The following is a 19,668-nucleotide window of genomic DNA, read 5'->3' on the forward strand; positions in this document are numbered from 1 at the left end:
TGAAGACAAAAGTAGTTTAGTGCTGAACTATATTCCATGCGGGAGGGATCCATGGCCGAGCAGAGCTTTGATGTCGTCGTGATCGGGTCAGGGCCGGGCGGCTATGTCGCGGCGATCCGCGCCGCGCAGCTAGGCAAGAAGGTCTGCATCGTCGAGCGCGAGAACCTGGGCGGCATCTGCCTGAACTGGGGCTGCATCCCGACGAAAGCGCTGCTGCGCTCGGCCGAGGTCTTTCACCTCATGCACCGCGCCAAGGAATTCGGCCTGAGCGCGGGCTCGATCGGCTTCGATCTGGATGCCGTGGTCAAACGCTCTCGGGGCGTGGCCAAGCAGCTCTCGGGCGGCATCGGCCATCTGATGAAGAAGAACAAGATCACCGTGGTCATGGGCACCGCGACGCTGGGCAAGGGCGGCGTGGTCTCGGTCAAGACCGAGAAGGGCAGCGAGAGCCTCAAGGCCAAGGACATCATCCTGGCGACCGGCGCCCGCGCGCGGGAGCTGCCGGGGCTGGAAGCGGATGGCGATCTGGTCTGGACCTATCGTCACGCGCTGGTCGCCAAGCGCATGCCGAAGAACCTTCTGGTTATCGGCTCGGGCGCCATCGGCATCGAATTCGCCAGCTTCTTCAACACGCTGGGCGCCAAGACCACCGTTGTCGAGGTGATGGACCGCGTGCTGCCGGTGGAAGATGCGGAGATCTCGGCCCTGGCGAAGAAGGCCTTCGTCAAGCAGGGCATGGTCATCAAGGAAAAGACCACGGTCAAGAAACTGGACCGCGGCAACGGCAAGGTCGTCGCCCATTTCGAAGCGGGCGGCAAGACCGAGACGGCCGAGTTCGACACGGTGATTTCGGCTGTCGGCATCGTCGGCAATGTCGAGGATCTGGGGCTGGAAGAGCTGGGCGTGAAGATCGACCGCACCCATGTCGTGACCGACGAATACTGCCGCACGGGCGTCCCGGGCCTTTGGGCCATCGGCGATATCGCGGGTGGTCCGTGGCTCGCGCACAAGGCCAGCCATGAGGGCGTGATGGTCGCGGAACTGATCGGCGGGCTGCACGCGCATCCGGTCAAGGCAACTTCGATCCCCGGCTGCACCTATTGCCATCCGCAGGTGGCGAGCGTCGGCCTGACCGAGGCGAAGGCCAAGGAACAAGGCTATGACGTGAAGGTCGGCCGTTTCCCCTTCATCGGCAACGGCAAGGCGATTGCCCTGGGCGAGCCCGAGGGGCTGGTGAAGACCGTCTTCGACGCCAAGACCGGCGAATTGCTGGGCGCCCATATGATCGGCGCCGAAGTGACCGAGATGATCCAGGGCTATGTCGTCGGCAAGACGCTGGAGACGACCGAGGAAGAGCTGATGCACGCCGTCTTCCCGCATCCGACGCTGAGCGAAATGATGCACGAGAGTGTGCTGGACGCCTACGGCCGGGTCATCAACTTCTGAGCAATCCCTCGGCCAGCGCGGTGGACAGGATGTCGACCGCTCTGGCCAGTTTCTCGTCGATGATGTGCAGGTATTCGGTCCAGTCGTGCAGGCCGGTCAGGTCCGACTGCCCGTCCGAAATCCCCCTGAGCGCGATCAGCGGCAGCCCGGCCTGCATGCAGGCGCGCTGCACGGCGTAGGTCTCCATATCCACCATATCCTCGGCGATGCCGTCATAGGCGGCGCCCGAGACGATGTTGCCGCCGGTGGAGAGCGTCGCTTCCTCGATCCCCGGCAGGCGCAGGGGCAGCGGCAGCACCTTCGGCAGGTCCAGGAACGGCACCATGCCTTTCTCGAACCCCAGGGGCGAGGCGTCGATGTCGCGCCAAGCAACCGCGCTGGCCTGATAGAGGCCGCAATGGGCCAGCCGCGCCGATCCGGCTGAACCGAGCGAGACCACCAGATCCGGCGGCGTCCCGGCGGCCGAGAGCCGCGCCAGCGCCGTGGCGGTGCCGATGGCGGCTTCCACAGGTCCGACGCCGGTTATCAGGGGCGTGATCCGGGCCTGCAGATGCGGGCCGAATTCGGCGCGGGCGGCCATGACGAAGAGCACGTCATGGCCGGAGAGGCGGGTCAACATCATCGGCTTCTCATCAGACGGTCGGCCAGGCCCGAGACTGCCGCAAGGCCCAGCGCCAGGGCAAGGGCGATCAGCGTGACGCGGCGCCGGGCCTCGGGGATCACCGGCCAGAAGGCGACCTGCGGCGGATCGCCCGGCAGGACGGCGACCGCGACCGTGCCGCCGGCCCAGAGCGTGGTCAGCGAGGCGGGCGGATGGTCGAGGCTGGCGGTGAAGGTCCCGGCCTCGCTGTCCGAGACGAAAAGCCGGACCTCGCCGCGGGGCCAGGGCGTCTCGCGGCTGGGTTCGCGCAGATCGGTAATCAGCACCACGGCCTCGGTCCGGTGGCCGGGCGGGCGCAACCGGTGCAGCTGCCAGCTTTGAACCATGGCGACGAGGCAGAGCACCAGCGCCGCGGTCAGCGCCGCCCCCGTGACCAGGGGCAGCGCCCGGCGGATCACCCCATGGCCCCGCCGCGGGGAAGGGCCGCGACGCCGGTGCGGGCCAGTTCGGTCAGGCCGAGCGGGCGCATCAGATCGGCGAAGGCGTCGATTTTCGACGGCGCGCCGGTCATCTCGAACACGAAGCTGCCCAGCGTCGAGTCGACGACATTGGCGCGGAAGATCTCGGCCAGGCGCAGGGCCTCGATCCGGGCGTCGCCCTTGCCTTCGACCTTCAGGAGCGCGAGTTCCCGCTCGACCGAGGCGCCTTCGACGGTCAGGTCATGGACCTCGTGCACCGGGACGATGCGGCCCAGTTGCGCCTTGATCTGCTCGATGACGGCGGGGGTGCCTTTGGTCACGATGGTGATGCGCGACAGATGGCCCTTGTGGTCGGTTTCGGCGACCGTCAGGCTTTCGATGTTGTAGCCGCGCCCGGAGAAGAGGCCGATGACACGGGCCAGGACACCGGGTTCGTTGGCGACGATCACCGCCAGGGTGTGGGATTCGATGATGTCCGAATGCGGGTCGCGAAGGTCATAGGCGGAGTGCTTGGACGAACCTTGCTGGATGTGTAGCGGGGACATGGGGGTTCCGTTCGGTAAGCGGGAAGGACAGGGGCCGGGGTCCGGCGGCCCGCTGGGGGGCCGCCGGTTCCGTCAGGATCAGACCAGCGTCAGGCCGATGCCCGTGATGGCGCCGCGCACATCGTCCGAGGGCAGCAGCATGTCGTTATGCGCATTGCCCGAGGGGATCATCGGCAGACAGTTCTCGTGCCGCTCGACCAGGCAGTCGAAGATCACCGGACCGTCGTAATCCAGCATCGCCATGATCGCGTCGTCCAACTCGTCGGGATGCTCGGCGCGGATGCCCTTGCAGCCGAACGCCTCGGCCAGCTTGACGAAATCGGGCAGCGATTCCGACCACGAATGCGAATAGCGCTCGCCATGCAGCAGCTGTTGCCACTGGCGGACCATGCCCAGACGCTCGTTGTTGAGGATGAACTGCTTGACGGGCGTGCGGAACTGCACCGCGGTGCCCATCTCCTGCATGTTCATCAGCCACGAGGCCTCACCGGCGACGTTGATCACCAGCGCATCGGGATGGGCGATCTGCACGCCGATCGAGGCCGGCAGGCCATAGCCCATGGTGCCGAGGCCTCCCGAGGTCATCCAGCGGTTCGGGCCGTCGAAATTAAGGTATTGCGCGGCCCACATCTGGTGCTGGCCGACCTCGGTGGTGATGTAGCGGTCGCGGCCCTTGGTCAGGGCCTCCAGCCGCTGCAGCGCGAGCTGCGGCTTGATGATCGACTCAGAGCCCTTGTAGGCGAGGCAGTTGACGGCTTTCCATGCGTCGATCTGCTTCCACCACTGGGCCAGCCCCTCGCGGTTGGTCTTGCGACCGCGCGATTTCCAGATCCGCAGCAGGTCCTCCAGCACATGGCCCACGTCGCCCAGGATCGGCAGATCGACACGGATCACCTTGTTGATGGACGAGGGGTCGATGTCGATATGGACCTTGCGCGAATTCGGGCTGAAGGCGTTGACGCGGCCGGTGATGCGGTCGTCGAAGCGGGCACCGATGTTGATCATCAGGTCGCAATCATGCATCGCCATATTGGCCTCGTAGAGGCCATGCATGCCCAGCATGCCGATCCACTGCTTGCCGGACGCCGGATAGGCGCCCAGACCCATCAGGGTCGAGGTGACCGGGATGCCGGTGGCATCGGCCAGTTCGACCAGCAGCTGACAGGCCGCGGGGCCCGAGTTGATGACGCCGCCGCCGGTGTAGAAGATCGGGCGCTCGGCCTGTTCGAGCATCTCGACCAGGGCGGTGATGGCGTCGATATCGCCCTTCACGCGGGGCTGGTAATGGTCGACCTTGGCCTTTTGCGGCGGCGTGTAGGTGCCTTCCGCGAATTGCACGTCCTTGGGGATATCGACCAGCACCGGACCCGGGCGGCCCGAGGTCGCGACATGGAACGCCTGGTGGATCGTCTCGGCCAGACGGTCGGGATCCTTCACCAGCCAGTTGTTCTTGGTGCAGGGGCGGGTGATGCCGACCGTATCGGCCTCCTGGAAGCCGTCGGTGCCGATCAGGAAGGTGGGCACCTGGCCCGACAGCACGATCATCGGGATCGAATCCATCAGCGCGTCGGTGATGCCGGTGACGGCATTGGTCGCCCCGGGCCCCGAGGTCACCAGCACGACGCCCGGCTTGCCGGTGGAACGCGCGTAGCCTTCGGCCATGTGGGTGGCGCCCTGTTCGTGGCGCACCAGCACGTGGCGGATCTCGTTTTGCTGGAACAGCTCGTCGTAAATCGGAAGCACCGCGCCGCCCGGGTAGCCGAAGACCACCTCGACCCCCTGGTCCTTGAGCGCCTGAACGACCATTTTCGCGCCGGTCATCTGCGACGTGGTCTTCTGCTGGGACATGGTCTTCTCCACCTCTGGTCTGGGTCCGGTCTGTGCCTCAGACCGGCAACGCGGGCAATAAAAAACCCCCGGTCAGGGGGGCAAACGGGGGACGTTCGGTTTCGGTGCTACACCGATCCGTTCAGGCCCCCGGAACTGATAAGTACGAAATGCATTCGTCACCTCTTGGTTCGGGCGGAATTTACGTCTGCCGCAAAGCAGCGTCAACCGTCAAAGCGGGGTGTTTGATGCGAATTCGGCAGGAAATCTTTGCGAAAGTTGCGCAGGGTCACTTTCTGACGCAGGAAATGGAAATCGGAACGGCTCAGCGCCCCGACTTCAGCCCTGATTCGGTCGGCGGCAGGGTGATCGCCGCCACCTGTTCGGTAATCGGCCGCACAGCCAGCGGATGCGGCTGCTCGGTGTAATCCGCCGGATTGCCCAGATCGCGCCACTGGCCGTCGCGATAGACCTCGAGCGCGCCGAAACTGGCCTTGTAGGCCATCTTGACGCTGCCCGGCACCCAATAGCCGAGATAGACGTAAGGCAGGCCCACCTGCCGGGCCAGCGCCACATGGTCGAGGATCATGTAGGTGCCGAGCCCGTCCTTGATCCGGTCGGGGTCATAGAAGGAATAGACGAGGCTCAACCCGTCATCGAGCACATCGGTCAGGCAGACCGCCGCCAGCTTGCGGCCCGAGCCGCGCTGGCCCTTGGGCGCGACCTCGGGCTTTTCGGTGTATTCGATGACGCGCGAGCGGACCGGCGTTTCCTCGATCATCGCCGCGAATTCGAAGATATCCATGTCGGCCATGCCGCCATCGGCATGCCGGCTGTCGAGGTAGCGGCGGAAGAGGGTGAATTGCTCATCCGTGGCCCAGGGGCTGGTCGCCTCGCGGTTCAGATGCTCGTTGCGGCGCAGGTTGCGGCGCTGGCTGCGCGAGGGTTCGAAATCCGCCACCCGGATCCGGGCCGAGAGGCAAGCCGCGCATTCCGAACAGGCCGGGCGGTAGAGCACGTTCTGCGAGCGCCGGAAGCCCTGTTTCGACAGCGTGTCGTTGAGCGCGCGCGCCCCTTCGCCGGTCAGGGCGGTGAACAATTTCCTCTCGCTCTGCCCCGGCAGATAGGGGCAGGGCTGCGGCGCCGTGACATAGAACTGCGGCGCGATAGGCAGCGAATGGCGCATGATGGGCGCCCGTCCTTCCTGGTCGAGGCTGTGGTTGTCACTGGCGAGGCCCCGGTCTGACCGGGGTCAGGCGGGTTTCCGGGCTACCGTAGCAAGGCGATTTGTCCTCGCCAAGGGATTGTTTGTCGCTTGCGCGACAGGAACGTCACTTCAGGAAACCAGGCTCCGGTTGACGATCACGGTGCCGAGGATCTTGTCGTTGAGCCCCTGTTTGTAGGGCGTCATGACCATCAGCAGGACCGAGACCAGCTGGCCCAGGATGAAGCTCATCGACAGCGCGTAGATCGCCGAATGCCAAAGCGCCAGCGCCGTGTCCGGCTGCCGCCCGTCGAGCCTGCGCCATTCCAGCGCCACCAGCATCATCCCGGCGGTGGCGCCGAACCGGTCCAGCATCAGTGTGCGGTAGGTGATGGCGACGCCCATCCAGACCAGCGGCAGGATGAAGATGGCGATGAAGCCGGTCAGCGCCAGGGCCAGCACCACCAGGATCAGCGTGATCGCCAGATCCACCACCCAGGCGAGGAAGCGCTTGGGGATCAGATCGTCGTAGAAGGCGGGATCGTCATAGGGATCGGGCAGGGCGGTCATGCAGTGAAAGCTCCTTCGCGCGCGCCGCAGGCGGCAATCAGGGCGCCGGGCTCGACCGAGAACACATGGTCAGGCGTTCCGGCCGCGGCATAGACCACGGCAAAGTCGCGCAGGCGGGGATCGGCGAAGATCGCGGGCGGGGTCAGATGCCCGACCGGAGCCACGCCGCCGATGGCGAAACCCGTGGCCGCGCGCACCGTGGCGGCGTCGGCGCGGCTCAGCGCCTCGCCCGCCAGCGCCGCGGCGCGGTCGGGGTCCAGCCGGTTGCCGCCAGCGGTCAGGAACAGATAGATCTGCCCGCTTTCGCCCTGAAAGATCAGCGATTTGACGATCTGGTCCAGCTCGCAGCCACAGGCCGCGGCGGCAGCCTCGGCCGTGCGGCTGGGGCCGGGGTTCAGGATTTCCGCCTGAAGTCCGCTGTCCTCGATGGCCTTGGCGACGCGCGCCAGCGATTTGCTCATGTCTGTCTCCGTCTTGCGGTCAACATGGGCATCACGGCGCCAAGCTGCAAGTCGGTGGTCTGCAAGACAGTGGGAGGCCTACTTGCGGAACTTGTCGAGGCTCACGACTTCGCCCGCTTTCGGCGCTTCGGGCACCGAATGCAGCATCGGCGCTTCCTCGTCGTCGTCCTCATCCTCGTCATCGTCATCGACATGGGTCTCGAACTTGAGGCCGAATTCGACCGAGGGGTCGACGAAGGTCGAGATCGCGTCGAAGGGGATATAGAGCGGCTCGGGCTGGTTGCCGAAATTGAGCGTCACGGCGAATCCCTGATCATCGACGGCAAGGTTCTCGAACCAGTGCTGGATGACGATGGTGATTTCGTCCGGGTAGCGCGCTTTCAGCCAATCGGCCATCTCGACGCCCGGATACTGGGTGTTCAGCGTGATGAAGAAGTGATGCGCCCCCGGCAGGCCGTGCTCGGCGGTGCGGATCATCACCTCGCGGATCAGGCCGCGCATGGCCTGGTGCATCAGGTTTCCGTAGTCGATTCCGCGCGTCATCATCATCCCCTTCGAACCCCCGGATGGTCGGGGTCGTCTGCCCCTGAGCATAGGCGTTTCGCGACCGAAGAAAAGCCTTCAGCGGGGGTGCAGGTGCAGAAAACCCGACAGGCTGGCCAGTTGCGTGTCGCGCGGGGCCGGGACGAGGGCCATCGGCGGGATCAGTTCGCGCAGCATTTTCTGGCGCATGGCGCGGGCGAAATCGCTGTGCTGATGGGCGGTGATGACGAAACCGCCGGGGGTGACGACGTTGCGGCGGTAGAAATTGGTGATCGGCTGGCCGGTGCCTGCCGCCTCGATCGCCAGGCCGTTGATGGTGATCCCCCGGGCATAGGCTGTGCGGCGTTCGGTGGCGAGCGTGTAGCCCTCGTTCTCGTCCCCGTCACCCGAGATGTCGATCACCCAATGCGCGCAGTCGCGGACCTGGCGGAATTGCTCGACCGCCACGGCGATCGCCTCGCCCACGGCAGTGTTGCCCCCGGCATGGGCCCGGGGCAGGGTGCCGATGCGGGCGGCAAGCTGCGCCACCTCGGCGGGTTCCGTGAGGCGGGTGAAGGGAACCGAGACGGTCTGCTCCATGGCGCCCGACCATTGCATGACCCCCAGCGCGACCTGTCCCTGCAGGAGGGCGGCGCGGACATCCTCGTCCCTGAGCGCATTGGCGATGCCCTGAAGCTGGAGCGCGTATTCATAGCTGTCGACCGAGCCCGAGACATCGACCGCCAGCATCAGCGCGATATCGCAGGCCCGGGCCTGAGGGGCGGCCCCCAGCGGCAGCGCCAGCGCAAGGGCGCCGAGCAGGCGGCGCAGGGTCGGTCGGCGCGGATGGGGACCGGCAGGCATGCGGTATGGTGCCATGCAGGGCGGGCAGGCGCGTTCACGAAACCGTGAGCGGAGCTGTGAAGGGAGGGGGGAAGTGGAGGTTTCTGTTGCCAGGTACCTCCGAACCCCGCCCTACGGGGCTAACCGCAGGGACTTAAGATCGGTTTAGGTCAACTGCTTACGCAGCGACGGCCACCGGAGCACGGTTGTCATTGGCAACTGTACGTTTTGCACCGATATCGGTGGTAGCTCACCGGGACAAAGCAAACCCCTTTAGACGTTCGTCGATCCTGTTTCGGCCCCATTCGCCCCCAATGAAGGACGTTTTGGTGGAGCCGCCGGGTACCGCCCCCGGGTCCGATCCGATTATTACGAGCGCGTTTATGTCCATAGTCCCGGTTGCCCGGAACAAGCCCAATATAGGGTGCCGAAGGGCGGGCCTCAAGGGGGGCTCTGGGGGTCACTCGCGCCCGTGGGGATGATCGTGCAGCCGGTCCTCGCGCGCGCGGCGGATCGCGTCGGAAAAGGCCCCGGCCAGCACGCCGGTGGGCAGGGCGATGATGCCGATGCCGCACAAAGCGGTCAGCGCCGACAGGACGCGCCCCAGAGCGGTGACCGGCACCACATCACCATAGCCCACGGTGGTCAGCGTCTCGACCGCCCACCACATGGCCCGGGGGATGGAGCCGAAGGCCTCGGGCTGGGCCTCGCGCTCGACCAGATACAGGAGCGTCGAGGCACCCAGCATCAGCCCGAAAGCCAGCATGGCGCTGAGCAAAAGCTCGGTCGCGCGCGAGCGGAAGGCGTCGAACAGCAGGTTCAGCGCCCGCGAATAGCGCCCGAGCCGCGCCAGCCGCAGGATCCGGGTCAGCTGCAACAGCCGGAAGACCGCGGCCTCGAGCCCCAGAAAGGGCGTGACGAAGGTCAGCAGCACCAGCAGGTCCAGCAGCGCCGCCGGGGTGCGGGCGAAGCGCCAGACGCTGGGGTATTTCGGGTTCAGCGTCGCGACCCAGAGCCTGAGCGCGTATTCCGCCGCGAAGAAGGCGAAGAGCGCGAGTTTCAGCGCCTCCATCAGCCAGGCGTAATGGCGGATCACATGGATCTCGGTCTCCAGCACGGCGATGGCGATGAGGACGATGATCCCCGCCACCACCAGCCGGTTGAAGGGGGAAAGTCCGGGGTGGACCCGCATCTCGGGGTCGATGGCAGCCGATACGCGATGACGCAGCGACGCGGGGTCCATGGCACCGGGCTATTCGGAGAGCGGGTTCAAGCGTTGCACCGGAGGCAGGCGAAGGTCGCGCATGCGCGGCGGGCGTTCGACCGGCTGGGCCTCGCCCTCACCGGCCCCGGCGCGGTCGGATTCGAAGCTCCACAACTCCATCAGCGCGGCCCGCGTGTCATCGGCGCGGCCCCCGGCGATGCCATTGGCGATGCGCACGTGATAGGAGAGAAAGCGCGCCCGGATCCGGGTGGCATAGCCGGTCTGCGGGGTCACGGCGAATTCGGCCTCGATCAGCCCCTGCGCCACCATCGCCATCGCCGGATTGCCCGAGGCCACCGCCAGCGCCAGATTCATCCGCCGCATGGAGGCGACGAAATCGCTGTCGGGAATGGCGAAATCGGATTGCAGGTCGATCTCGGCCCTGAGGTCGGCGATATCCGCCTTACGCAGCACCGCGAGTTCGGCGCAGCCCAGTTGCAGCTGGATCCGCGCCTCGGTCAGCAGGGGGCGGTGGGCGTTGTCCTCGGCCCGGGTCGACAGCGCGATCAGCGTGGCGATCTGTTCGCCCGCCACGGCGGCGCTGGGTTGGGTGACGAAGGCGCCACCCCCCGCACCGCGCCGCGCGGCGATCAGGCCCCGCGCCGTCAGACGGCCCAGAGCCTCGCGCAGGGTCGGGCGCGAGACCTTGAAATGCGCGCAGAGATCGGCCTCGGACGGCAGGCGGTCGCCCGGTCCGTAATGTCCCGAAAGAATGTTCTCCTGAAGAAGCGTGGCAATCGCACTGGCCCGGTCGGGCGCCCGTCCTTCAGGGGCCGATGTGCTGCTCATCGCCTCAACCCACTGTCTTTGTGTTATTTTTAATGTCTGTCAATCAAGATGGCAGGTCCGGCGAGTCGTGTCAATCGCGGGCCGGTCTGGCGGGGGGCGAGCGGGCGGTCTAGGGTCGCGGAAACCACAATGAGGGGGGATTCGGATGCAACTGGACCTTGATTTCGTGCGCGCGCAATTTCCGGCTTTTGCCGAGCCCTCGCTCCAGGGACAGGCGTTTTTCGAGAATGCGGGCGGCTCCTATGCCTGCAAGCCGGTGATCGACCGTCTCACGCGCTTCTACCACCAGCGCAAGGTGCAGCCCTATCACCCGTTCGAGGCGTCTCGCCTGGGGGGCGAGGAGATGGACGAAGCCCGCAGCCGGCTCGCTGCCATGATGGGGATCGCGACGGATGAGTTGAGCTTCGGCCCCTCGACCACGGCCAATACCTATGTTCTGGCCCAGGCCTTCCGCCAGCATCTGAAACCCGGCGAGGCGATCGTCGTCACCAACCAGGACCACGAGGCCAATACCGGCCCCTGGCGGCGTCTCGCGGACAGCGGGATCGAGGTGCGCGAATGGCAGATCGACCCGGTGACCGGCCATCTGCCGCTGGACCGTCTGCCGAAGCTGCTGCAGGGTGCGCGGCTTTTGTGTTTCCCGCATTGTTCCAACGTGGTGGGCGAGGTCAATCCGGTGGCCGAGATCACCGCCATGGCCCATGAGGCGGGCGCCGTGGTCTGCGTCGATGGCGTCAGCTACGCGCCGCATGGCCTGCCGGATGTGGCGGCGCTGGGGGCGGATATCTACCTCTTTTCCGCCTACAAGACCTATGGCCCGCATCAGGGGATCATGGCGATCCGCCGTGAGCTGGGGATGGCGCTGCCCAATCAGGGGCATGTCTTCAACGGCGAGGTTCTCTACAAGCGCTTCACCCCGGCCGGGCCCGACCATGCCCAGGTCGCGGCCTGCGCGGGGCTGGCCGATTACATCGAGGCGCTGGCCGATCACCATGGTGGCGCCGGGCTCGACCCGCGCGGCAAGGCGGCACTGACCCATGATTTGATGCGCGCGCAGGAAACCGCGCTGCTGCAACCGCTCCTCGATTATCTGAGCAGCCGCAATGAGTTGCGGCTGCTGGGGCCGCGCCGGGCCGAGGGGCGCGCGCCCACCGTCGCGCTGCAGGCCGAGGCTCCGGCCGGCGATCTGGCGGCGCGGCTGTCGCGCCACGGGATCATGGCGGGGGCCGGGGATTTCTACGCGCTGCGCGCCCTGAAGGCGCAGGGGATCGACCCCGCGCAGGGCGTCCTGCGGCTGAGTTTCGTGCATTACACCTCCCGGGCGGAGGTTGACCAACTGATCGGGGCGCTAGATCGGGAGCTGTAACGCCCCTCCGAGGTTCCATGTCCCAGACGCCCCTGATCCTGTGGTTCCGCCGCGACCTGCGGCTGGACGACCATCCCGTGCTGTCCGCGGCCGCCGCCACCGGGCGGCCGCTGCTGCCGGTCTTCATTGCCGACCGCTCGGTCACCGAGATCGGCGCCGCCGCCCGCTGGCGCTGGGGCGAGGCGGTGGAGAGTTTTGCCGAGCGGCTCAAGGGGCAGGGCTCGCGGCTGATCCTGCGGAAAGGCGCGGCGCTGCCGGTGCTGCTGTCGCTGGCCGAGGAGGTCGGCGCCGGGGCTGTCTGGTGGACGCGGCTCTATGATCCCTTCTCGCGCGAGCGGGACGCCGATATCAAGGAAACCCTGAAATCAAAGGGGCTTGAGGCGCGTTCCTTCCATGGACACACACTGGCCGAGCCCTGGGAGATCGCTACCGGCCAAGGCGACCCCTACAAGGTCTATACGCCCTTCTGGAAGGCCCTGTCCGCGCGTGGCGTGGACGAGGCGCTGCCCGCCCCCAAGGCGCTGAGGGCGCCCGGGACCTGGCCGGGCAGCGAGGATCTGGCGGCCTGGAAGCTGGGCGCGACGATGAACCGGGGGGCGCCGGTGCTTGCGCGGTACGCTGTGGTGGGGGAAGAAGCGGCCCGCAAGCGGTTGGAATCGTTTCTGAAATCCAAGGTCGAGGGCTATCGCGAGGACCGCGATTTTCCGGCCCTTGAAGCGGTCTCGGGTCTGTCAGAGAACCTGACCTATGGCGAGATCGGCCCGCGCCGCATCTGGCACGCCGCGCTGCCGGTGGCGGGTGACGGCGCCACGCATTTCCGCAAGGAGCTGGTCTGGCGCGACTTCGCCCATCATCTGATGTTCCATTTTCCGCATCTTCTGGACGCGAACTGGCGCCCGGAATGGGATGATTTTGCTTGGAAAACCGACAACGCCGATGCCGAGCGCTGGCGCCGCGGCCTGACCGGGGAGCCGATCGTCGATGCCGGGCTCCGGCAGATGTTCGTGACCGGGACGATGCACAACCGGGTGCGGATGATCGTCGCCAGCTATCTGACCAAGCATCTGATGACGCACTGGAAAGTCGGCCTCGACTGGTTCGCGGACTGCCTGACGGACTGGGACCCGGCCTCGAACGCGATGGGCTGGCAATGGGTGGCGGGTTCGGGGCCGGATGCGGCGCCCTATTTCCGGGTGTTCAACCCGGGCACCCAAGCGGAAAAATTCGACGGGAAAGGGACTTACCGCAAGACCTTCATCGCCGAACTCAGCCGCAAGTCGGGCCCCGAGGCGCTGGCCTATTTCGAGGCGGTGCCGCGGTCCTGGGGCCTCGACCCCGCCAAGGCCTATCCCGAGCGGATGGTCGACCTGGCCCAGGGGCGCGAGAGGGCGCTCGCGGCCTATGCCGCGCTGAAGAAGACGTAAATTTCTTTTTGCACGAAGATCCAAGCGGACTAGTCTGTCGTAAAAGGCAAAAGAGCCGACGGGGACGCACATGGATCATCTGACTTCGACCGAGGGACAGGGCGGGCTGCCGCGCTATTTCAAACCGGTCTTCGCCCAGCTGGGCCGCATGGGGCGGGGACGGCTGGATGTGATCCTGCCCGATGGCCGCCGCTTCCGCGCCCAGGGCGAGAAGCCCGGCCTTGCCGCCGAGATCACTGTGCACAACGCTGATGCCTTCGCCCGGCTGATCCGCGAGGGCGAGCTGGGCTTTGCCGATGCCTATCTGGAGGGCTGGTGGTCGACCCCCGATCTGCAGGCGCTGATGGATGTCATCTTCCACGACAATCCGGCGCTGCTGGACGAATTCACCGGCATGGCGCTGGTGCGTGCCTATGAGCGGGCGCGGCATTGGCTGCGCGGCAACTCGCGGGCCCAGGCCAAGAAGAACATCGCCTATCACTATGATTTGGGTAATGAATTCTATCGCCTGTGGCTCGACGACAGCATGACCTATTCCTCGGCGCTGTTCCGCAGCGGGCAGGAGAGTCTGGAACGCGCGCAGGAGCAGAAATACGCGGCACTGGTGGATTCGCTGGGGGTGAAACCGGGCGATCACGTGCTGGAAATCGGCTGCGGCTGGGGCGGGTTCGCCGAATATGCAGCCGGCCAGCGGGGGCTGAAGGTGACGGGCCTGACCATCAGCCAGGCGCAGCACGATTTCGCCGTGGAGCGGATGGCGCGGGCCGGGCTGGCCGACCGGGTGGAGATCAAGCTGCAGGATTACCGTGACGAGCGGGGCCGCTACGACGGCATCGCCTCGATCGAGATGTTCGAGGCGGTGGGCGAGAAATACTGGCCCGCCTATTTCGAGACGGTGCGCGAGCGGCTGAAAGCGGGTGCCAAGGCCACGATCCAGGTCATCACCGTCCCCAATGAACGCTTCCCAACCTACCGGAAAAACGTGGACTTCATCCAGAAGTATATCTTCCCGGGCGGCATGCTGATCTCGCCCGCGCGCTTCGCCGCCGAGGCGCAGAAGGCCGGGCTGGGATGGCTCGACTCGCTCGAATTCGGCGAGAGTTATTCGCTGACCCTGCGGCGTTGGCACGATTCCTTCACCGGGGCCTGGGACCGTATCCAGACCCTGGGCTATGACGAGCGCTTCCGGCGGATGTGGGACTTCTACCTGACCTCTTGCGCCGGGGCGTTCCACACGGGTATCTGTGACGTGACCCAGATAACCCTGCGCCGGCCGGCCTGATCCCGGCGGCCTTTGCCGAGGAGCGGCGATGTTCACGCTGATCCGGCCCGTGGCCGCCATCCTGTTGGCAATCTTCGCCTTTTTCGCGGCCAAGGCCTATGAGCCGCTCCATGATCCGCAGGCGGTGATGGGCAGTTTCGCGCTCTGGACCGCCTATGTCGGCTTCTTCACCGGCTGGGTCTTCCTGGGCGGCAGGCTGGACCGCTCGATCTGGTTCTCGCTCTATGTGGGCGTGCAGGCTGTGGTGCTGACGGCCCTGTTCACCGCCATGATCATGGGCGTGCGGGAGGTCTTCATCCTGGGCTATCGCCGCCGTTACCCGGAGGTGATGGACGCGCTGACCGGCTATTTCGACATCCTGATCGGCTGGTTCGCCAAGGCGATGGTGCAGGAATACCTGTTGCTGCTGGGCGCGGGCGGTCTGGCGCTGGGGCTGGTCCTGCATGTCATCAACCGCGGCATGGAGCGTCGCAGGAATGCCCGATAAGCCCCTGTTTCTGTTCGGAACCCTGCGCTACCCGCCGGTTCTGGAAGCGGTCGCGGGCATGCCGCTGGCCTATGAACCCGCCACGCTGACCGACCATGCCGTGACCGAGGCGCAGGAGCCGGGCGGCGGCACGCTGCATTTCCCGCTGCTGGTGGCGCGGCCGGGCGCCGAGGCCCAAGGTGCGCTGATCCGGCCGGGGGCTGAGGCGCGCGCGGCGCTCGACCTTTACGAGCGGATCTTCGAGTACCACCCGGTGCCGGTGATCGCGCAGACGGCCGAGGGACCGGTCGAGGCCTTGCTCTATCAGACCGCAGACGAGCATTGGCTGCCCGGACCGGACTGGTCGCTCGACGCCTGGGCCGCGGCCCATGGCGGGCTGGCGGCGGAGGTCGCGGCCGAGGTCATGGCCTTGTCGCTTGAGCATCCGGCGGCAGTCTTGCGGCGGCGTTACCCTTTGCTGGCCGGGCATGTGGCCAGCCGTCGCCGGGCCCGCAGCGAAGCCGCGCCCGCGACGCGGCGCCGCGCCCCCCAGCCCGGGGATGTCACGGTGGAGGGGCGCCGGACGCCCTATGCCAAGGTCTTCGCGATCGAGGAGAACCGCCTGCGGTTCCGCCATCACGACGGCACCGACAGCGCCCCGGTGGAGCGGGCGGCGTTTGTGCTGACCGATGCGGTGACGCTGCTGCCCTATGACCCGAAGCGCGACGTGGTGCTGCTGGTCGAACAATTCCGCTTCGCCCCGTTCCTGCGTGACGACGCGAACCCCTGGACGCTGGAGGCCATCGCCGGGCGGATCGACGCGGGCGAGACGCCCGAAGCGGCCGCGCGGCGCGAGGCGGCCGAGGAGGCGGGGCTGGAGATCGGCGCGCTTCACAGCGTGGCGCGCTATTACTCAAGCCCCGGCGCGGTGACTGAATTCCTCTACAGCTATCTGGCCCTGGTCGACCTGCCCGAGGGGGCGGACGGTATCCATGGCCTCGCGACCGAGGCAGAGGATATCCGCACCCACCTCATCCCCTTCGCCGAAGCGATGGCGATGCTGGAGACGGGCGAGATCGCCAACGGGCCGCTGGTGATCTCGCTGCAATGGCTGGCGCTGAACCGGGCGCGGCTGCGCGGCGCTCAGTCGGCGTAGCGCCGCGCCGCCAGCATTGCTCCGCCCGAGGCCAGCAGGCAGCCCAGCACGCTGGCCGCCAGCGGCACCGGCGTGCCATTGGCAAAGAGCGTGAGCCCGGCGGCCAGGACCGCCGCCACCACGGTGGAGACGCCGCCGATCACCGAGGCCGCCATGCCCGCGACATGGCCCATCGGCTCCAGCGCCAGCGCGTTCATGTTGCCGATCAGGAAGCCCAGCGACAGGAATTGCAGGGCCATGAACGTGATGAAAAGCCCGAAACCGGCCAGCGGCAGATCCAGCGCGAAGCCGAGGAGCGTCACGGTGACCATGGCGATCTGCACGCTGAGCGCGATGCCGATCAGCCGCCGCATGCCCAGCCGCACGACCAGTTTGGCGTTGATCAGGCTGGTGGTGCCCGACAGCAGCGCCACCAGCGCGAACCAGGCGGGGAATTGGTCGAGGCGGCCGAAGCTCTGGTCGAAGATCGCGGCGACGGCGCTGAGCCAGGTCAGCATGGTGGCAAAGACGAAGGTCAGCGCCATCAGATAGAGCCGCACGCGGGCGTGCGACAGCACCGTCACCAGCGCCCGGCCGAGGGGAGCGAGGGCCAGCGGGCGGCGGTTCTCGGGGGCCAGCGTCTCGGGCTGGCGAAGGGCCATCCACAGGAACGAGACGATGCCGAAGACGATGAAGCTCCAGAAGATCGCGCGCCAGCCGAAGAGGGCGCCGAGTTCCGCGCCCATATAGGGGGCGACAGCGGGGAAGAGGGTGAAGATGGTCATCCCGAAAGAGATGACCCGCGCCATCTGCCGCCCGGAATAGAGGTCGCGCACCAGCGCCTGGGCCACGACACGGGGCGCGGCGCAGCCGACGCCATGCACGAAGCGGGCGACCAGCAGCATCGTCAGGTCGTTCGAGACCGCGGCCACGCCGGCCGCGACCATATAGAGGGTGATGCCGCCCAGGATCACCGTCTTGCGCCCCAGCGCGTCGCTGAGCGGCCCCATGACGAAGGTGCCGAGGCCAAGGCCGAACATGAAGACGGTGATGACCAGCTGCGCGTTTTCCGGCGTGGCGGGGGCGAGTTCACGGCCGATCGGGTCCAGAAGCGGCAGCATGGCGTCGACCGAATAGGCGACGGTCGCCATCAGCAGCGCCAAGAGGGCGATGAATTCGCCGAACGGAAGCGGCCTTGTCGGGCCGGTCATTGGCTGGCCGCCGTGATCTGGTCGATGACGTCGAGCCAGGTCTCGACCGGCTGGGCGCCCGACAGCACGTATTGCCGCCCCAGCAGGAAGCCCGGCACGCCGCGCAGGCCGCGGGCGCGGATATCGGCGTCGCGGGCGCGGATCTCGGCCACGTCGGCGTCGCTGTCCAGCAGCCGCGCGATCATGGCCCGGTCAAGGCCGGCATCCGCAGCGATGTCGAGCAGCACCTCGCGGTCGCCGATGTCGCGGCCTTCGGCGAAATTGGCGCGGAAAAGCGCGCTGACCACGGCATGCTGCCGCCCCTCCAGCCCCGCCCAATGGATCAGGCGGTGGGCGTTGAGCGTCGAGGGATTGCGCTCCATCTTTTCCAGCGCCAGCGGCAGGCCGATCTCCTCGCAGGCCTCGAGGATCGGCACATGCAGCTTCGCCACCTGTTCCGGCGGGCCGAACTTCGCCTGCAGGTATTCGCGCCGGTCCATGCCTTCGGGCGGCATGTCGGGGGCCAACATGAAGGGATGCCATTCGATGATGAACGGATGGTCGGGGCGCTGTTCCAGCGCGCGTTCCAGACGGGCCTTGCCGATATAGCACCAGGGGCAGACGGGGTCGGAGAAGATGTCGAGTTTGGTGCTCATGGGGCTTCGTATCCTTGGCGCAGGGCGCGGCGGTTGATCTTGTTGTTGGCGCCCTTGGGCAGCGCCTCGACCGCGATGAACTGGCGGGGCTGTTTGTAACGGGCGAGATGCGCCTCGGCATGGGCGGCGAGCGAGGCGGCGTCAGGGGCGTCCGCGGCGGGGACGTAGTAGAGGGCGAGGATGGTGGTCGTGTCGCTGACCCGTGCCTCGATGGCGGCGGATTCGACGATGCCGGGATGGGCGTTCATCGCTTTCTCGACTTCCAGCGGCGAGACGCGGAAGCCGCCCGCGTTCATCATGTCGTCGTCGCGGCCGAGGTAGCGGATGGCGCCGTCCTCGTCCATGCTGACCGTATCGCCGGTCAGGAACCATTCGCCCCGGAACTTGGCGGCGGTCTCGGCCTCCTGGCCCCAATAGCCCAGGAACAATCCCGGGTCGTCGCGCCCCACGGCCATGACCCCGGCCTCGCCGCGCGGGACGGGCTGGCCGTCCTCGCCCAGAACCGCGACCTTGCGGCCCTTTTGCGGATAGCCCGAGGCGCCAGCGCTGGCCGGATGCCCGGGCGAGGCGGAGATATAGGTCGAGACTTCGGACATGCCGAGCGCCTCGTAGATCGGGGTGCCGGTGGCCTGGGTCCAGGCCTCGCGGGTCTGCTCGGGCAGTTTCTCGCCGGCCGAAAGCCCGTGCCTGAGATGCGGCATCGGCGCCAGGGGCGCCCGCAGCATCTGCCGGTAAACCCCGGGGGCGGCAGCGAAAATCGTCACGTCGAAGCGTTTGAGCAACAGCGGCAGCTGCGCGGGCGTGACCCCGGCACCGGGGATCAGCGCGGTATTGCCGCTGGCCCAAGGATCCATGAGCCCGGTGCCCAGCGTATAGGTCCAGTTGAAGGCGCCCGCATGCAAAAGCCGGGTGCCGGGAGTGAGCCCGTACCAGCCGTCCCACATCATCCGCCGCGCCCAGACGGCGCGATGGGCATGCATCACCGCGCGCGGATTGCCCGAGGTGCCGGAGGTGAAGATCAGATAGGCCAGCCGGTCGGGGCTGCCCATCGCCCAGTCGCAGGGCGGATTGTCGCGCCAGCGGTGCAGCGTTTCGGTGGTGATGACCGGCAGCGCGCCACCCGGTCGCGCCGTATCGGGCAGCGCGATGCCCGGGGCGGCGATCACCGCGGCGGGGGTGATCTGCGCGGCCATGGCGGTGATTTCCTCGGCCGTCAGTTGCGACGAGGTCGGAACCGGCACCAGCCCCACGGCGATGGCGCCGAGGAAGGCGAGCGGAAAATCGACGGTGTTGCCCAGCCTGAGCAGCACGCGGTCGCCAGGCGCCAGCCCGGCCTCGAGTAGCCCGGTGCCGATGCCGCGCACGGCCTGCGCCAGCGCGCCATAGGACCAGCGTTCGGCGCCGGTCAGGCTGACGATCTGCAACGCGATCTTCTCGGGCGTGACCTCGGCCTGGGCCAGCACATAGGCGGCCAGGTTGAAGGGCGCGGGGCAGGGGTCAAAGGGGCTTGAATCGATTAACGCGTGCATGAAATCCAGCTAATCCGGTGGGGCCGCAAGGGCAAGGGCCGAGTCCCCCTGTGGCGGCGGGCGGGCACC

The 19,668-nt window shown here is 67.1% G+C and carries 20 protein-coding genes and 1 other RNA gene; 6 read left to right on the forward strand and 15 right to left on the reverse strand.

What is annotated here, in order from left to right:
- Positions 1-51: 51 nt before the first annotated feature.
- The gene (gene lpdA / locus VDQ18_RS04850) at positions 52-1,446 is read left to right on the forward strand and encodes a dihydrolipoyl dehydrogenase (protein WP_323019889.1); all 1,395 of its coding nucleotides are present in this window, start codon (positions 52-54) and stop codon (positions 1,444-1,446) included.
- Here lpdA and VDQ18_RS04855 read toward each other — a convergent pair.
- The 12 genes from VDQ18_RS04855 to VDQ18_RS04910 form a co-directional block, all read right to left on the reverse strand.
- On the reverse strand, positions 1,436-2,068 hold the full coding sequence (locus VDQ18_RS04855) for a 5'-methylthioadenosine/S-adenosylhomocysteine nucleosidase (protein WP_323019890.1): 633 nt from the start codon (positions 2,066-2,068) through the stop codon (positions 1,436-1,438). The genes lpdA and VDQ18_RS04855 overlap by 11 nt on opposite strands.
- Positions 2,065-2,505 carry a hypothetical protein gene (locus VDQ18_RS04860; RefSeq protein ID WP_323019891.1) on the reverse strand — a complete coding sequence of 147 codons (441 nt, stop codon included), beginning with the start codon at positions 2,503-2,505 and terminating at the stop codon, positions 2,065-2,067. Before VDQ18_RS04860 ends, VDQ18_RS04855 begins: the two co-directional genes overlap by 4 nt.
- Complete coding sequence (ilvN, locus tag VDQ18_RS04865; RefSeq protein ID WP_323019892.1) at positions 2,502-3,071, reverse strand: acetolactate synthase small subunit; 570 nt, start codon at positions 3,069-3,071, stop codon at positions 2,502-2,504. The genes VDQ18_RS04860 and ilvN overlap by 4 nt, the downstream gene beginning before the upstream one ends.
- Before the next feature lie 78 nt (positions 3,072-3,149).
- Positions 3,150-4,919 carry an acetolactate synthase 3 large subunit gene (locus VDQ18_RS04870; RefSeq protein WP_323019893.1) on the reverse strand — a complete coding sequence of 590 codons (1,770 nt, stop codon included), beginning with the start codon at positions 4,917-4,919 and terminating at the stop codon, positions 3,150-3,152.
- Positions 4,920-5,223: 304 nt separating this feature from the next.
- Complete coding sequence (locus VDQ18_RS04875; protein WP_323019894.1) at positions 5,224-6,084, reverse strand: arginyltransferase; 861 nt, start codon at positions 6,082-6,084, stop codon at positions 5,224-5,226.
- A 150-nt stretch (positions 6,085-6,234) separates the two neighbouring features.
- A complete protein-coding gene (locus VDQ18_RS04880) occupies positions 6,235-6,672 on the reverse strand; it encodes an RDD family protein (protein WP_107752854.1) in 438 nt (145 codons plus the stop codon).
- Positions 6,669-7,133, reverse strand: coding sequence for a YbaK/EbsC family protein (locus tag VDQ18_RS04885; RefSeq protein WP_323019895.1), 465 nt, complete (start codon positions 7,131-7,133; stop codon positions 6,669-6,671). Before VDQ18_RS04885 ends, VDQ18_RS04880 begins: the two co-directional genes overlap by 4 nt.
- A gap of 78 nt (positions 7,134-7,211) precedes the next feature.
- Positions 7,212-7,676 (reverse strand): SspB family protein, encoded by a 465-nt coding sequence (locus VDQ18_RS04890; RefSeq protein WP_107752858.1) that lies wholly within the window; start codon positions 7,674-7,676, stop codon positions 7,212-7,214.
- A 78-nt stretch (positions 7,677-7,754) separates the two neighbouring features.
- Positions 7,755-8,519 carry a DUF1194 domain-containing protein gene (locus tag VDQ18_RS04895; RefSeq protein ID WP_323019896.1) on the reverse strand — a complete coding sequence of 255 codons (765 nt, stop codon included), beginning with the start codon at positions 8,517-8,519 and terminating at the stop codon, positions 7,755-7,757.
- A gap of 72 nt (positions 8,520-8,591) precedes the next feature.
- Positions 8,592-8,947: a transfer-messenger RNA gene (gene ssrA, locus VDQ18_RS04900) on the reverse strand.
- 11 nt (positions 8,948-8,958) lie between these two features.
- Complete coding sequence (locus VDQ18_RS04905) at positions 8,959-9,741, reverse strand: ion transporter (RefSeq protein ID WP_323019897.1); 783 nt, start codon at positions 9,739-9,741, stop codon at positions 8,959-8,961.
- Between the two features lie 9 nt (positions 9,742-9,750).
- A complete protein-coding gene (locus tag VDQ18_RS04910) occupies positions 9,751-10,551 on the reverse strand; it encodes a FadR/GntR family transcriptional regulator (RefSeq protein ID WP_323019898.1) in 801 nt (266 codons plus the stop codon).
- Positions 10,552-10,696: 145 nt separating this feature from the next.
- Between VDQ18_RS04910 and VDQ18_RS04915 the strand changes: the two genes are divergently transcribed.
- From VDQ18_RS04915 to VDQ18_RS04935, 5 genes are all read left to right on the forward strand, one after another.
- A complete protein-coding gene (locus VDQ18_RS04915) occupies positions 10,697-11,917 on the forward strand; it encodes an aminotransferase class V-fold PLP-dependent enzyme (RefSeq protein ID WP_323019899.1) in 1,221 nt (406 codons plus the stop codon).
- Between the two features lie 17 nt (positions 11,918-11,934).
- Positions 11,935-13,341: a deoxyribodipyrimidine photo-lyase gene (locus tag VDQ18_RS04920; protein ID WP_323019900.1), complete on the forward strand. Its 1,407-nt coding sequence runs from the start codon at positions 11,935-11,937 to the stop codon at positions 13,339-13,341.
- Between the two features lie 70 nt (positions 13,342-13,411).
- Complete coding sequence (locus VDQ18_RS04925) at positions 13,412-14,623, forward strand: cyclopropane-fatty-acyl-phospholipid synthase family protein (protein WP_323019901.1); 1,212 nt, start codon at positions 13,412-13,414, stop codon at positions 14,621-14,623.
- Positions 14,624-14,651: 28 nt separating this feature from the next.
- Positions 14,652-15,110 (forward strand): TrgA family protein, encoded by a 459-nt coding sequence (locus tag VDQ18_RS04930; RefSeq protein ID WP_323019902.1) that lies wholly within the window; start codon positions 14,652-14,654, stop codon positions 15,108-15,110.
- On the forward strand, positions 15,100-16,245 hold the full coding sequence (locus VDQ18_RS04935) for an NUDIX domain-containing protein (protein ID WP_323019903.1): 1,146 nt from the start codon (positions 15,100-15,102) through the stop codon (positions 16,243-16,245). The genes VDQ18_RS04930 and VDQ18_RS04935 overlap by 11 nt, the downstream gene beginning before the upstream one ends.
- Here the strand turns inward: VDQ18_RS04935 and VDQ18_RS04940 are convergent.
- Genes VDQ18_RS04940 through VDQ18_RS04950 form a run of 3 tightly spaced genes read right to left on the reverse strand, consistent with a single transcriptional unit; the run spans position 16,233 to position 19,599 of the window.
- Entirely contained in the window at positions 16,233-17,435 is a 1,203-nt protein-coding gene (locus tag VDQ18_RS04940) for a multidrug effflux MFS transporter (protein ID WP_323019904.1), read from the reverse strand. The two genes, VDQ18_RS04935 and VDQ18_RS04940, sit on opposite strands and share 13 nt — an antisense overlap.
- Positions 17,432-18,070 carry a DsbA family oxidoreductase gene (locus tag VDQ18_RS04945; protein ID WP_323019905.1) on the reverse strand — a complete coding sequence of 213 codons (639 nt, stop codon included), beginning with the start codon at positions 18,068-18,070 and terminating at the stop codon, positions 17,432-17,434. The genes VDQ18_RS04940 and VDQ18_RS04945 overlap by 4 nt, the downstream gene beginning before the upstream one ends.
- Complete coding sequence (locus VDQ18_RS04950; RefSeq protein WP_323019906.1) at positions 18,067-19,599, reverse strand: class I adenylate-forming enzyme family protein; 1,533 nt, start codon at positions 19,597-19,599, stop codon at positions 18,067-18,069. The genes VDQ18_RS04945 and VDQ18_RS04950 overlap by 4 nt, the downstream gene beginning before the upstream one ends.
- Positions 19,600-19,668 lie beyond the last annotated feature (69 nt).

The organism is Pararhodobacter sp., from assembly GCF_034676075.1.
Classification (GTDB): domain Bacteria; phylum Pseudomonadota; class Alphaproteobacteria; order Rhodobacterales; family Rhodobacteraceae; genus Pararhodobacter.

Coding starts and splice junctions, on each gene's coding strand:
- lpdA (WP_323019889.1), top strand. CDS start 52: ATGGCCGAGCAGAGCTTTGATGTCGTCGTGATCGGGTCAGGGCCGGGC.
- VDQ18_RS04855 (WP_323019890.1), bottom strand. CDS start 2,068: ATGATGTTGACCCGCCTCTCCGGCCATGACGTGCTCTTCGTCATGGCC.
- ilvN (WP_323019892.1), bottom strand. CDS start 3,071: ATGTCCCCGCTACACATCCAGCAAGGTTCGTCCAAGCACTCCGCCTAT.
- VDQ18_RS04870 (WP_323019893.1), bottom strand. CDS start 4,919: ATGTCCCAGCAGAAGACCACGTCGCAGATGACCGGCGCGAAAATGGTC.
- VDQ18_RS04875 (WP_323019894.1), bottom strand. CDS start 6,084: ATGCGCCATTCGCTGCCTATCGCGCCGCAGTTCTATGTCACGGCGCCG.
- VDQ18_RS04880 (WP_107752854.1), bottom strand. CDS start 6,672: ATGACCGCCCTGCCCGATCCCTATGACGATCCCGCCTTCTACGACGAT.
- VDQ18_RS04885 (WP_323019895.1), bottom strand. CDS start 7,133: ATGAGCAAATCGCTGGCGCGCGTCGCCAAGGCCATCGAGGACAGCGGA.
- VDQ18_RS04890 (WP_107752858.1), bottom strand. CDS start 7,676: ATGACGCGCGGAATCGACTACGGAAACCTGATGCACCAGGCCATGCGC.
- VDQ18_RS04895 (WP_323019896.1), bottom strand. CDS start 8,519: ATGCCTGCCGGTCCCCATCCGCGCCGACCGACCCTGCGCCGCCTGCTC.
- VDQ18_RS04905 (WP_323019897.1), bottom strand. CDS start 9,741: ATGGACCCCGCGTCGCTGCGTCATCGCGTATCGGCTGCCATCGACCCC.
- VDQ18_RS04910 (WP_323019898.1), bottom strand. CDS start 10,551: ATGAGCAGCACATCGGCCCCTGAAGGACGGGCGCCCGACCGGGCCAGT.
- VDQ18_RS04915 (WP_323019899.1), top strand. CDS start 10,697: ATGCAACTGGACCTTGATTTCGTGCGCGCGCAATTTCCGGCTTTTGCC.
- VDQ18_RS04920 (WP_323019900.1), top strand. CDS start 11,935: ATGTCCCAGACGCCCCTGATCCTGTGGTTCCGCCGCGACCTGCGGCTG.
- VDQ18_RS04925 (WP_323019901.1), top strand. CDS start 13,412: ATGGATCATCTGACTTCGACCGAGGGACAGGGCGGGCTGCCGCGCTAT.
- VDQ18_RS04930 (WP_323019902.1), top strand. CDS start 14,652: ATGTTCACGCTGATCCGGCCCGTGGCCGCCATCCTGTTGGCAATCTTC.
- VDQ18_RS04935 (WP_323019903.1), top strand. CDS start 15,100: ATGCCCGATAAGCCCCTGTTTCTGTTCGGAACCCTGCGCTACCCGCCG.
- VDQ18_RS04940 (WP_323019904.1), bottom strand. CDS start 17,435: ATGACCGGCCCGACAAGGCCGCTTCCGTTCGGCGAATTCATCGCCCTC.
- VDQ18_RS04945 (WP_323019905.1), bottom strand. CDS start 18,070: ATGAGCACCAAACTCGACATCTTCTCCGACCCCGTCTGCCCCTGGTGC.
- VDQ18_RS04950 (WP_323019906.1), bottom strand. CDS start 19,599: ATGCACGCGTTAATCGATTCAAGCCCCTTTGACCCCTGCCCCGCGCCC.